14 protein-coding genes are annotated in these 13,133 nt (G+C 45.2%); 9 read left to right on the top strand and 5 right to left on the bottom strand.

Translation table 11 applies throughout. The annotated features are described in order from the left end of the window. Positions 1-19 precede the first annotated feature (19 nt). From GFB57_RS04925 to GFB57_RS04910, 4 genes are all read right to left on the bottom strand, one after another. Positions 20-1,801 (bottom strand): ATP-dependent helicase, encoded by a 1,782-nt coding sequence (locus GFB57_RS04925; RefSeq protein WP_061549928.1) that lies wholly within the window; start codon positions 1,799-1,801, stop codon positions 20-22. Then, positions 1,794-3,578 carry an AAA family ATPase gene (locus GFB57_RS04920; RefSeq protein WP_055317439.1) on the bottom strand — a complete coding sequence of 595 codons (1,785 nt, stop codon included), beginning with the start codon at positions 3,576-3,578 and terminating at the stop codon, positions 1,794-1,796. The genes GFB57_RS04925 and GFB57_RS04920 overlap by 8 nt, the downstream gene beginning before the upstream one ends. Positions 3,579-4,291: 713 nt before the next feature. Further along, positions 4,292-4,936: an inovirus Gp2 family protein gene (locus GFB57_RS04915; protein WP_061549966.1), complete on the bottom strand. Its 645-nt coding sequence runs from the start codon at positions 4,934-4,936 to the stop codon at positions 4,292-4,294. 356 nt (positions 4,937-5,292) lie between these two features. Then, positions 5,293-5,529, bottom strand: a complete 237-nt coding sequence (locus GFB57_RS04910; protein ID WP_055317440.1) for an AlpA family transcriptional regulator — start codon at positions 5,527-5,529, stop codon at positions 5,293-5,295. A gap of 383 nt (positions 5,530-5,912) precedes the next feature. On the opposite strand from GFB57_RS04910, the gene GFB57_RS04905 reads away from it, so the two are divergent. The 9 genes from GFB57_RS04905 (at position 5,913) to GFB57_RS04865 (ending at position 12,859) form a co-directional block, all read left to right on the top strand. Further along, the gene (locus GFB57_RS04905) at positions 5,913-7,217 is read left to right on the top strand and encodes a hypothetical protein (protein WP_290366939.1); all 1,305 of its coding nucleotides are present in this window, start codon (positions 5,913-5,915) and stop codon (positions 7,215-7,217) included. 315 nt (positions 7,218-7,532) lie between these two features. Then, on the top strand, positions 7,533-7,967 hold the full coding sequence (locus GFB57_RS04900) for a hypothetical protein (protein WP_061549930.1): 435 nt from the start codon (positions 7,533-7,535) through the stop codon (positions 7,965-7,967). Between the two features lie 59 nt (positions 7,968-8,026). Then, positions 8,027-8,866 (top strand): hypothetical protein, encoded by an 840-nt coding sequence (locus GFB57_RS04895; protein WP_061549931.1) that lies wholly within the window; start codon positions 8,027-8,029, stop codon positions 8,864-8,866. A 58-nt stretch (positions 8,867-8,924) separates the two neighbouring features. Then, positions 8,925-9,116 carry a hypothetical protein gene (locus tag GFB57_RS04890; protein WP_061549932.1) on the top strand — a complete coding sequence of 64 codons (192 nt, stop codon included), beginning with the start codon at positions 8,925-8,927 and terminating at the stop codon, positions 9,114-9,116. 442 nt (positions 9,117-9,558) lie between these two features. Beyond that, positions 9,559-10,380, top strand: a complete 822-nt coding sequence (locus GFB57_RS04885; protein ID WP_023315136.1) for a DUF932 domain-containing protein — start codon at positions 9,559-9,561, stop codon at positions 10,378-10,380. A 69-nt stretch (positions 10,381-10,449) separates the two neighbouring features. Beyond that, positions 10,450-10,920, top strand: a complete 471-nt coding sequence (radC, locus tag GFB57_RS04880) for a DNA repair protein RadC (RefSeq protein ID WP_061549933.1) — start codon at positions 10,450-10,452, stop codon at positions 10,918-10,920. Between the two features lie 12 nt (positions 10,921-10,932). Continuing rightward, positions 10,933-11,250 (top strand): type IV toxin-antitoxin system YeeU family antitoxin, encoded by a 318-nt coding sequence (locus tag GFB57_RS04875; RefSeq protein ID WP_061549934.1) that lies wholly within the window; start codon positions 10,933-10,935, stop codon positions 11,248-11,250. A gap of 49 nt (positions 11,251-11,299) precedes the next feature. Beyond that, the gene (locus GFB57_RS04870; protein WP_072324101.1) at positions 11,300-11,620 is read left to right on the top strand and encodes a TA system toxin CbtA family protein; all 321 of its coding nucleotides are present in this window, start codon (positions 11,300-11,302) and stop codon (positions 11,618-11,620) included. A gap of 117 nt (positions 11,621-11,737) precedes the next feature. Beyond that, on the top strand, positions 11,738-12,859 hold the full coding sequence (locus GFB57_RS04865) for an AAA family ATPase (RefSeq protein ID WP_275368263.1): 1,122 nt from the start codon (positions 11,738-11,740) through the stop codon (positions 12,857-12,859). On the opposite strand, the gene GFB57_RS04860 is transcribed toward GFB57_RS04865, so the two are convergent. Next, complete coding sequence (locus GFB57_RS04860) at positions 12,860-13,051, bottom strand: toxin-antitoxin system HicB family antitoxin (RefSeq protein ID WP_003023997.1); 192 nt, start codon at positions 13,049-13,051, stop codon at positions 12,860-12,862. Between the last annotated feature and the right edge of the window lie 82 nt (positions 13,052-13,133).

Here is a 13,133-nt window from a genome sequence, read left to right as displayed (position 1 = left end):
AGGTCAGATGCATAAGGTTCTATGTCTGCTGGCTGCGATGATACAGTTCGGCAATCCAAGGTGAATGTTTACCCTTTTCATAAACCATGTGCAGCTCTTTTCGGGGACGAGTAACGCCTACATAAAAGAGGCGACGGGCCTCGCGAAGGGCATTATCTGAAGTTAGATCTCGCTTACTCGGGAAGTCATATTTATTTACCCCAAACATTATGGCTACATCAAATTCTCGGCCTTTTGCACTATGAAGAGTGCTAAGGGTGATGCGTCCAGTTCCTTCTACTTTCCCAGCGAATATATCCAGAGCCACATCCAGTCCCCTGAGGGGATCGGTTCGTTTCAGTAACTCAGAGATGACATCCCATTCCTGCTGAGTGTTCTGTGAGACAGCCATCCAGCCGGTGATGAGCTCATCATTTAAACGTCTCAGCCACTCGTGAGCACTTTCCGCTTTATCAATTCCGTTTCGTAAAAAAGTGATGAGCTGTACGGTCAGTAATTGTTCTTCAGCACGGCTTGCGCGGCGGCCATAAACAAGAAAGAGCGCCTGACCCAGTAAGAGGTTAAATAGTGGAGAGGCTTCTTTCCATCCCCCAGTTACCCACTGACTGCAGGCTTCGATGAAACGGGCAAGACGAGAATTGCGCTTAATGAGAGCATTACTGTCAGCACGTATTATGGCAATATTTCTGGCCTTGAACTCATCCGCAACTTTATCGCCAAGCCAGGCTGCCCGGTAAAGAACCCCGATGCGTTCAGGATGAAACCCTCTTTCAAACAACGAAGGAATTAGATCATGAGCGATAAAATGCGCCTGTGCGTCATAATCGCCATTAATTCCATGGAATCCTAACTCTCCCTCTGGATTACCATCGGGGCCAACATAATCGCGGTCTTCTCCCAGCGCCCCTAGTGATGCCCTGATAATTTTCGCGCCAGATCGATAGTTGAAGCGAAGACGGAACGGTCTTACATCTGCCCGTGAAACAAGACTATCCAGTAGCCCTGGATTTGCACCATTAAATCCGTAAATGGACTGATCTGCATCACCGACCGCAAATAATCGTATTCCACCGTTAAAGCACAGCAGCAGAACCAGCTCATGAAGAGCGTGCCCAAGATCCTGATATTCATCTACAAACAAAACAGGATAGCGCGACCGGATAGCATTACGTACCCATTCATGCTCGCTAATAATACGAAAAGCGATGAGTGGCATATCATCAAAGTCAATCAGTCCTAAGCGCCGAAGTTCTGCCTCATAACCTTCAATAAAATCTGCCAGCTCCGGATTGTTATTCCGCCAAGCCGGTAGGAGTCGGTTCACATCCCGGCGTCGTTTCTCTTCTGCAAATTTCCACCGTGCATGAGGATCTCCGACAGATCCGAATCTAGCCTGGTAAGCCACTTCAACAGCCGCGCGACTTTCATCTCTGGTCGCCACACGAAAATCATCCGGCAGCAAACCCGGTATACATCGTGAGTAGGGGATTAAAACCTGATTTAATGCAAAGCTATGCACGGTGCCAATAAAGTTCCGCTCATCGCCAATGACTTTAAAGCATGCCAGACGTCCTTCAAGTTCAGAAGCGCATTCATTGTTGTAAGTAATACAGGCCACGCCTCGGGGGTCAGCGACCTCTTCAATCAGGGCACGTGCCATGGCAGTCGTAAGTGTTTTGGTTTTCCCGCTGCCTGGCCCAGCAATAACTACGCAGTGGCCGGGGTATGTGGCCGCAGCGTACTGCTCTCTGTTCGGCAATAGCTCATTCAGAGCCTCTGAAAGTGCGCGGCGGTCAGACATTCGACACCACATATTGAATAGCTGAAGCAATATACTCCGGCGGCGCAAGCCCAGGTGCTTTTTGCTTCAGCTTGGCAGCCAACCGTCCTTTACCTATGTCAGATATCATCGCGAGAAGTTGCGTCGGGTCTGGAGCTATACCGGCACGCCATGAAGCAATCCTTGATGAACGTAACACACCAAATCCCTGTTCATCGAGGATATCAAGCAGCGCTTCTTTGAGGCCTGTCGTATTGGCTACAGCGACTTCAAATGTCTGATCGTTTAAAAAAATGCCAATCCTTTCAAATACAGGCTTACAGACTTCATAAGAACTGTTATTGAACCAATTAATATTTTCTGGGGTTAGTTTTCCCAGTTTTTCCGATACATCACTATATGCTTGCCAGATACCAATTGAACGGGTTTTACCCATCGGTTGTTTCGTACCATCCAGTGGGTCCCAGTCGGTTACGACGGAAAAAGGTAGTCCGAGGCTGGCTGCCAGCTTCACGTATGGTTCAAAATTAACTCCCGCTACGTTACATACCGTGATCCCTAGCTGGTCGAGATTGATCCCCATGGCCTGTGCGAAACCTGGAAGTAAAACCTCCTCAGCATCGCCTTCAACAAATATTACCCCGTTAGCAAAAAGCAGCTCCGATCTGGTTGCTGTTAAATATCGTTCAATGTCGTCGAGTTCTTCACTGGTTACTGGCAGATCGGCTAGGGAAAAAGCTCGGGATCGCCCTTCAGGATCCCTGCAAATGCGAACAACAGAACGAAGAGGAGCAATGGTTGCCAGCGTGGGAGAATGGCTCGTTACAATCAAAGACTGATCTTTGTCGGCATTATTGAAGAGTTTGTCAAAAACAGCGCGCTGAAGCTGTGGGTGAAGGTGTGCTTCGGGTTCTTCAATACAAAGCAGGGAGAAATTACGTTCATTCTTTTCACGTCGCCATGCAAACTCTGCTAGCTTGAGTGATATCAGAGCCACGTTCGCAGAACCTAGGCTCGCTTCAATAATGCCTCTCTTTCCATCATCAATGAACATAGAGATAGAACGCATCAATCTGAGCGGGTCAGCAGGCGCAAAACGGAGGCGGGCATCTAAATCGTGAGCAGTTCCAGCCAAGTCAAGAATGCCACCACGAAGAGAATCTTCGAGATCCTTAATTGATGGGAACTTCTCCATGGTTTCCGTTGCTGCCTGAAGCTCAGTTGCTACGCGATCCAAATCGGCTCGGCTCAGTGAAGAGAATGCATCTTCCAATAAGGGGCGTAGCGGAGAGTTTCGCCAAGAAGCAAGTTGTGCTTCTGCATCGCGTAACGCGTCCAGCATATCAATGGAGATCCGCCGCCTGACGCGTCCAGGTATGGCTCGCGATTCCTGACCTCCGCCAAAAACAATAAACTCACAGTCCTCACCCGAACGTGGAGCCCCATCGACTTCTTCCTTTTTACGAAAAATGTAGCTCAACCTTGCTACGGTAGGATCCTCTGCGATGCGAAAATCGGTCAACAGAGCTGAGAGGGAAGGGTCACTGTCGAAATCGGCGAATTCAAGGTGCACCTCAATTTGAGGGTTTGATTCAAGGTCGCAGCCATCCCAGAAATCTGACAGCTTAAGCTGCCTGGCTGAATCAGGCAGAGTGGGATCAATAACCAGTCGAATTGCGAAAAGCAGATTACTTTTACCGACACGATTTTCCCCCAATAACACAACATTACCTGCCAGGGGAATATCAGCCGCCTCAAAATTTCTAAAGTTGCGGATTCCGAGTTTTGATAAATACATAAAACTCCCTCTAAATGCATTACATAGGCTTTGGAAAGACGTTCTTCTGGCAAAAAGCTCATAAAATTTAACAGCGAAGGTTCTGAGCGATTTTACTTTATTCTTTTCTTATCATCGGCCGTTAATTGCAAGAGTTCAACACTTGGATTTAAGACTTACTGTAGTGAGGGCAGCTCACTACGTCTGCTTCTGGTACAAAGCAGTCGGTACAGCCTTTTACGCATCTGTCGCATAAAGCCAGTCAGCACATTGAGGGCATATCTTCTCTCCATGCCAGCAGATATGGCACCAGCAGCATCTCCATTGCCGCATAGACGTGTTAGCCGGTGGAAGGCGCTTTTGTGGAGGAGGTATTGTTTGTGGTGAGGTGGTTTGCTCTTGCACTGCATGGAGCTTGTTAAATCGACATGCTTTAAGCCGAGCGACATTGTTGATATGCCCTGGCAGGTGCACAAACGTTTTAGTAGTTGTCAGAGGGTCAAACTGAACACCGATCTGCAGTTTGCAGTAAATGCACTGCAATGAATCAAAATCAACCTGTTGAACAGAGTCTGGTGTAACCCATTCACCCTCTGCGGTGACGGCGTGAGTGGCTAAAACGAAGTAATTCATAATGAACCCCGGAGCAAATGAAAAAGCCAGCATGGTTAGCTGGCTTTGTGTGTGACTGAGAGATGTGGCTGGCGGTAACACCCTGACCAGCCCCTGTTCGATCAAGACTGGCTACAGCCAAATGACCGTTCCTCATTGCTGTATACTTTCGTACGTTCCTTTGCCAGGTAGCTAAGGCGGTACATTAAACTGTTATATGACTCAGAGTAGGCTGGAGGATTATTGATATTCAGGTGATAACAGGGTTTATCAGGGAAGTGAATCAGCGTTAAGTATTCAGTAGCTAACGGTAGCTTTAAAGCGCTCAACCATGCAGCCTGAATCATAGAGGCCACGTTATAATCATTCCCCGTATAATCACCAAGACCGAGAAAGGCATCCTTATTGAGGAATAACACCACATGCCAGTGTGGTTTATCACTTTTATCTTTATCGATTTCTTTAACCCAGGCGTAGCGTAAATGGCATGGATAGACTCTCATGCCATTTTTACTTTTACTCTTCAGGAATGTCTGTATACGGGAATCAAGTGCTTCAATAAAACGGGACATTAGTCCTTTATTCATATCGATAATGCAAGAAATGCTATCGCCGGTATCTTTATAATCGGGTACATGAAGGTCAACACGAATGGCTGTTGTTCTTGGATGTTCACGCACAGCGTTATGAATGACATTCGACAATCGATGTAAGTAATGAGTGTTGAATGGTGCATGGCCCATATTGAGTGTGTAGATATTATTCATTGTTTCTTTTCTCAAAATGAAGAGCATCATTTCTGATGCCATAATGTTTTAAAGGATGTGAGTGATATCACTTCAGATTGTTAGAGTGTAGATGCCATGTTTAACTGATAAGCTTATATGAGATATATCACTGATGTGATATTAATGAAGTTTATGCAGGTAGTTATGATTGCTTATTTAGTGCAGTACTTGGTGTTGATGAGCATATTACGCATGTATAGTAGATTGTACTAACAAGTATATATTACCATACCAACACAACTGGTGTATTAAACGACCAATGCATTCTTGGATGTATTCGCATTCTATATTTAGAATTCACTCCGAAGTTAGCATGTTTTTCATAAGGAAAGGACTTACTCATTTCCCTCATTAAAGATTACAACAGAGTCAGTACGCGATAATTTAATCTTCTCCTCGATCCACTCTTTTACTTCACTTTCAATCCAGCGGGAGCTGCGACCAAACTTCACCGGCTTTGGAAACTTACCTTCATGCGCCAGCTTATAAAACCATTTATCAGATAACCCTGTCAGCTCAGTAATGAACTGCATGCTAACGAATTTATCTTCGTGAATATTAATAGTGCTCATGACATGTCTCCGTAATGTATCAGGAGGACACCGGTCGGCATCCTTTCATGTCATTGATCGCGTATGTACGATTTTACATTTCCAGTGTTCTGGGCAGCATTTGAAAGCTGCAACCTTTTCCTGCAGATGCTCAGAAGTCACCCTGTCGTTACACTATGATAAACTGGAAGCATGAAGTCGTGCTGAAATCACACCCATAAATATGGTAAAAACCCTTCTTCTACGAGACTTTCAGGACAATCATGTACTACATTTTTTACTACATAAAAAACTATGTTGATAGCTATGAAGATAACTAGTTTTTTATCTCCTTTTTTGACTATTTTTAAACCTAACCTTATGATGGTTGATATTTAATCGAAACGTATAACAGGAAGTAACTTGTGGAAAATTCACTGCACAGTGCAATAATAAATAACAGGAGAGACCTGAGATTATTCCTGTGGTACCTGTCTGATCTGGATCTGGCCATATTGACCAATAAACTGGCAACAACAAAAAACATTTACAATGCAGATGACATATTTGGCAGTAATATTGAAATCGCCGCAGATGCAATTAATCAGGCTGTACGACTGATTAAAGATAATGAAGTTAAGAGGATCTACACACTAGATTTTAATGATTTTAAATCACTCCAGATGCCCGCATCTGAATTTTCTTGGGTAAAAAAAACACCTGATGCTTGCTACTTCACATGGCTGTTTATCAAAAGCCAGATACACGATTCATTCAAAGTGCTTGAGTTGGACGTTTTTATAGTCGGTAGAATAAGGAATCAACGCTATCCCAACATTCATGATTCCCTTTACAATAAACTGGAACTGGATGCTTATCCTGTCGATAATAAAGAGCGTCTGTCTGCTATAGAGGATTTTTTTGACCGTGCGCCTGCGACCCTCAAAGCCAGGCTCGATCTGATGCGCCAGATTCGTAACAAGTGGGAAGAGATTTATCCTTCGAGTATAAATTTCCCTCTTTCACCAAAAAACAAGAAAAAATGCGACTGGGCCTGGGAATACATTCAGAAAGACAGAAGTCGAATGAATACCCGGAGAAAAGATCGTGAGGGGCATTATACCGGGGAAATCAATCCGGTATCTTTTACCAACCGCAGTATGCTGTCCATGCTGAGGCCGTCAGGCTCCTTTGAAAAATACATGGCTGTTAAGTTTTATTTTTTGTTCATGTATATGTTTTTAAAAGATGAATTGTTTATTCAACGTTTTAAAAAGGCATGGCAGGTACATCAGTACAGAGCAACTTCTGATACCAGAGAAAGAAAAGCATCTTTGCGTGCCCGGGTAAAGAATAAAACATCAGCACCGAATCCCGTTTCTGTACCATTGACAGTCACAACACTTACCGAACTTGCTACTATCAGTAATATGTCCTCCATACCGGAAATACAGTCTTATAACCAATATGCTCCGGTCAATGAAATAACGAAAAAGGAAGAAAAGAACTGTCAGGCTCATAATACAAAGGCGCAGCACGACACCCCCGCTGATAATTCCAGCGACGGCCAGGTCACGCATATTTCCATTGGGGAAGTCCTGAAACGTATGGGGAAATTACCTCGCATTGATGAACACTCGGGAGCGATGCCAGATAAAAATCCGAGCTCAACCTCAAAAAGAATCTGGACGAGGTTGCAAAAAGCGATGATGGAAGGTGACAAGGACTAACACTGAGCATCCCCCGCGTTCTGACCCATCCCATTTCTTTTCAGACCTGTATTACCACGGTGAGATCATTCCGGACAGTTTCTGGAATGTCTCACCGCATTGATCTACAACGCCGATCGATACTTCAAATAATGATAGTTAATTCCTATTGATAATAAGTTATTGATCGCTATTTTCATAGATAATAACGATCAATTCCTGGCAACTGATCTGTAATAACGATTATCCCGCCCCGGACAAAATGCATACCATCGAATGGCCCTTTATACAACAAAAGGCCATTTTTCTTTTGTAAAACAATAGTAAGGAATCTCTATGTTGAAGATTACGTCTGTACTTCTTTTTGGTGCAACATTGTTTAGCTGTGTTGTGCACGCCATGGGTCAGGAGCAGCAATGGGGCAACTGGTTTGGCACTGTCAATGCGATGGAGTTTGAACTTAACGCTGACAATAGCTCCGGAGAACGTATGACGCTCACCTGCCGGGATAGCCATTTGATAGTGAGCTACAGCGGGTCTGATAAGGAGCCAATGGATATACCAGATAATGGGCAAGAAGTCATGGGAATCAATATCAACGCTGTTCATTACCCGCCAGATGAGGCGGCTTTTATAGCGCTCAAAAACACAGACAGCCATGGGCAAATTGAAATCACCCGGATGAATAAACCCGTATCTCACCCGTTCAATACCGCAGGGCTCAGGGACGCTCTGGAGGATCTCAACTGGGAAGACTGCATCAGCCATTAACCATCCCATCCGGTAGCTAATGCTCCCACCTTTTTAATCATCAGTAAGGATATCTTTATATGCCGACATTTATTTCACGCCTAATTTTACTCTGTACGCTTTTGCTCCCGGTCTTCAGCTTTGCCATCACCATTCCCGGTAATATTCATCCAGAACGATATACGTTATTTCTGACAGATAACGGCGGTGAAATGCTTCGCGAAATGAACGATGCAGCAGTCAGCGTAAAACTCAACAACAGAGTTGGTTTTAGCGCTGAGGCACAAAACAAGGCGGCTGCAGCGAATATCTCTCCTTTATTGTACGCAGCATCACCGCTTGAACAGAACTTTATCCGCTACGACAGTAAACCGGTTAAGGCTCTGACTTGTCTCGTAACGACACGCACTATGCCGGGTCAGAATAAAAATTATTCATGGGAGGAAACCTACTGCCTGGATGAAACCGGTGCTGCCTACATCGGCACAAAAGGCTGGCCGTCACGTGCTATCGTCGAAAAGAGCTGCGAGGTGGGTGCCTCCGGTTGTCCTGTATATCTTGGTCTGAACAATGATCCACCGACCATGCGGAATGATGCTGCGCAATATATTCCTTACAGCAGCGATCGGGCAAGCGGGCAGAAAGTACGTAACTCTGAGCCAAAATCAACGACCGCTGAAACCGTCGCAGAGCAGGACGGTTATGTGGTGAGTTTTATTAAAGCCAGCAACTGTACAGACAACAAACTGATTGTCAAAAACACAAGCTCCGGGAAAACCGCCGCAATTGCAGGATTAAGTGGTTGCTCTTTTGATCCGAAGAAGAATGCAGTAATTATCTTCCCTCAAAATGAATATGTCGGCGTTTACAGTGGCCCCACAAACGCTTCTGAGGAAATAGCCTCAGTCGATCTTCCCTAATTACTTTTCCAGTCCGGTATAAGCTTCCTGCGGTACCGGACACCTTTTGGATCAACCTATGAAAACTAAAAAATCCCCGGACGATATAACGCCAGATGCAGAATCATTTGGGCTGACCTGGCCCGTTGTTTTCAGCGTCGCAGGGCTCACTCTGCTGAGAAGTAAGTCGGCTGTATGCCAGGCAATGGGAGCCAGCCTGATGACCTATAGCCTGATAAGACTCATAAAAAAACTCGCCACGCTTGCCTGAAAAGTCCCAATCAGGAAACACGGTTTGCGTGCCAGCACCTGTACCAGACGTACTATCACCATCCGAAGCTCACCTGGAAGCTAACTTTCGACAAAAGCTGAAGCGTTCCTTTATCAATGGGTTGGCTGCAATAGCAGAGGACAGAATCAATGATGATGCCTTTGTTTTATCGGTGTGCAGCAAAGCGTATGAACGCTTACCTCTGAACATAAGGCGAGTCGTTCAGTACGAATGGTGTCTTCGATACTTCAAGTACAGTAAACCCTTTATTCTGCGGCGATTACAACATCACCAGGCCGAAAAGCAAATACCATCGGCATTACCTGACAGAGAACTCTCGCCACAGCAGAGCCAGCCACCAGCCTCTCCCTGAACATTTTATCTTCCATCCAATGCCACTCTACTAGAGTGGTTTTTATGTCCGTTTGAAAAGGAATCAACTATGACCCGTTTAGCCAGCCGCTTTGGTGCAGTCAACCTTGTTCGTCGTGACCGCCCGTTAACTCGCGACGAACTGGCTCATTATGTGCCCAGTGTCTTCAGCGAAGAAAAACATGAATCCCGTAGCGATCGTTATACCTACATCCCGACAATTACCCTTCTCGATAACCTGCAACGCGAAGGTTTCCAGCCATTCTTCGCGTGCCAGACCAGAGTCCGCGACCAGAGCAAACGAGAGCATACGAAGCACATGCTGCGCCTGCGTCGTGAAGGCCAGATTACTGGCAAACAGGTTCCCGAAATTATTCTGCTGAATAGCCACGATGGCTCCAGCTCATATCAGATGCTACCGGGGTTATTCAGAGCAGTTTGCCAAAATGGGCTGATTTGCGGTGAGAGTTTTGGCGAAGTGCGCGTGCCGCATAAAGGCAACGTAGTAGAGAAAGTCATCGAAGGGGCCTACGAAGTACTGGGAATATTTGACCGTGTAGAAGAGAAACGCGATGCCATGCAGTCACTTTTGTTACCGCCGCCCGCTCAGCAGGCGATGGCGAAAGCTGCGCTGGCATATCGCTTCGGTGAGGAGCACCAACCGGTGACAGAGACGCAGATACTTTCCCCACGCCGCTGGCAGGACGAAAGCAACGACCTTTGGACCACTTACCAGCGTATTCAGGAAAACCTGATCAAAGGCGGGCTCTCGGGGAGAACAACCAAAGGAAAGCGCGCCCATACCCGAGCAGTGAAAGGTATTGACGGTGATGTGAAGCTCAACCGGGCCCTCTGGGTGATGGCTGAGAATATGCTGCAGCTTGCTTCATGATCTCTTCCACTATTTTCCCTTAAAGCCTTTCCGAAGATTCAGAAGGGCTTTTCTTTCTAAGGAGCAACCATGTCTACGATCAATTTATCCCCGGTATTTCCTGCAAACGAGCAGCGAGTCATCCAGCGAGCATTACGTCTGCTGGAGAAATACCAGCGTCAACCGAGTGAGTCATTTACCTCTACCAGCCTTACAAAAACCTGGCTGCAACTGCAGATGGCTCACCTGGAGCGGGAAGTCTTCATCGTAATGTATCTCGACAATCAGCATTGCCTGCTGGAGCGAGAAACACTGTTTACCGGCACGCTCAGCCATACCGAGGTGCATCCCCGTGAAGTGGTGAAATCGGCCCTGAAGCATAACGCTGCTGCGGTCATTCTGGCGCACAACCATCCGTCCGGCACGACAGAAATCAGTCAACAGGACAAACATATTACTCAAAGGATTATGAAAGCGCTGGCACTAGTGGAAGTGCGCGTGCTGGATCATCTTGTGGTGGGAAACGGGGTGGTGTCTTTTGCTGAACTTGGTTTGCTTTAAAGGGAGGTTTTCATGTCATTAACACCAGCCCATGAATGGGGGCTAAAAAGCGATATTGTTCCACGTTTTGGTGCCAGATTAATTCAGGAAGGCAACCGGCTGCATTACCTGGCAGACAGGGCCGGGTTGAAGGGGAGCTTTACCCCTGAGCAGCTGCGGGATTTAGAGCGATCTTTCTCTGCGCTCACAGAACAACTTGAAAATCTGCTGCGTACTGGCGAGCTAAACCCGCGCCAGCAACACCAAGTAGTAGTTCACCTTGCCGGGTTTACATGCATAGCAGATACCTGTGGTAGCTGTGGCTACGTTTACATCACTATTTATCCTTAGCCTAGTGACAGGTAACGCTCTTCTCAGCTCTTTCTTATCAGGACCCAACATGCAAATTTCAACTGCTCCGAACATCGTGCCGGTTTCGTCACGACCATCGTCTGTCAAAGTATGGCAACAATTATTAACATACCTTTTAGAGCATCATTACGGCCTGACGATCAACGACACACCGTTCAGTGATGATACGGAGATTCTGGAACACATAGAGGCGGGAGTGAATCTTACCGATGCCGTTAACTTTCTTGTGGAGAGATTCGAGCTTGTGCGCATTGACCAGAAGGGTTTCTCCTGGCAGGATCAAGAACATTGGCTAACACCTTTGGATGTTCATCGGGCACAGTTTAACCTTGGCTTGAGGCGTTCATAACACAGCCAGTTGGCCAGCTAGGAAAAACATGTGGGGGCACAATTGGGGGCATTAATCAAAATCGCATCTAAAAATAATCAATAAATTCAACATGATTAACAACCAAATGCGACTCCTGTGATCTCCGCCAAAATTCCTTATCAAAATTATTTAGCACTGAATATATTAAATAATAGTAATTTCATATCTTTAACTACATACAGAGGTTTATGGATGAAATTAATATCTTTATTCAATCATAAAGGTGGCGTAAGTAAAACCACAACAACATTCAATATGGGTTGGATGTTAGCTGAACAAGGGTTCAAAACATTAATTGTTGATGCGGACCCACAGTGTAATTTAACTGCCCTTGTCCTCGGTTATTCTACGACTGATGATTTTGACACAGTATATGCTAATAACCCTAACTCAGATATTTATACATGTATTAAACCAGTAGTTGATGGTTCCCTTGGCAAAGTTGTTCCTGCTGATCCAATTCTTACAAGCAACCCTAACCTTAGTTTGCTGTGCGGAAACATTGCATTATCTGAAATAGAAACACAAATTGGTGTTGCTCTAACTACAAGTGCAGCAATTCCTGCCATCAGAAATATTCCAGGGAGCATAGGAGCTTTTCTTAAAGAAACAGCAATAAGACATAAATTCGATTATGTATTAATCGATATGAGCCCTAGTGTTGGAGCACTCAATCAGTGTTTATTAATGTCGAGTGATTACTTCATAGTTCCAACTTCACCTGACTTCTTTTGCGCCCAAGCAATAAAATCTCTTGCAAAAGTACTCCCAAGATGGAATCTAGATATTCAATCATTTAGAGATAATAGCATAATTTATCCGTTCCCAGCATGTCCGCCAAAATTTTTAGGATTCATATCTCAAAAATATAGACCACGAAATAACATGCCGGTAAAATCATTTCAAAAATGGATTGATATCATCAAAGGTGAGGTTAAAGATACATTACTTCCAGCTCTTCAACCTGTAAATATGTCCATTACTGCCGAAGAATTTATGGCCGGAGCAAAATCTGCCGAACCATTTAATTTATCTAACATTGCAGATTTTAATTCTTTAATTGCACAATCACAAAAACATAGTACTCCTGTATTTGCTTTAACTGACGATCAAATTGAGCAAAGTGGTGTTATCCTCGAAACAATGAAGGCAAACAGAAAGGACTTCAGAGATAACTTCTCCGCCCTTGCAAATTCAGTTGTACAACTAGCTATTTAATTATCCTTTAGGCTCAATACCTCTTTTCCTCAAAGCCTCCCTCGCCAGTTCCTTCAACCAACTGGCGAGACTTACCCCCTCTTCTGCAGCTACAGCATCAAGTTGTTCCTTCAATGCCGGATCAATACGCATTTTGAACTGCGGTGACTGACCGCCGCCTTTTGGTTTTTTTTCGCGCGATATGATTGACATGGGGCTACCTATCCAATTACTCTCATCATATAGGAGGCCACCAAAAGCCTTCTACACTAGCAACGCTCCATTGTGCGGAAAC

The organism is Citrobacter sp. S39 (assembly GCF_009495675.1).
Taxonomy (GTDB): Bacteria; Pseudomonadota; Gammaproteobacteria; order Enterobacterales; family Enterobacteriaceae; genus Citrobacter; species Citrobacter freundii.
The sequence above is the reverse complement of the archived record's forward strand: the minus strand, read 5'-3'. Positions and strand labels throughout refer to the sequence as shown.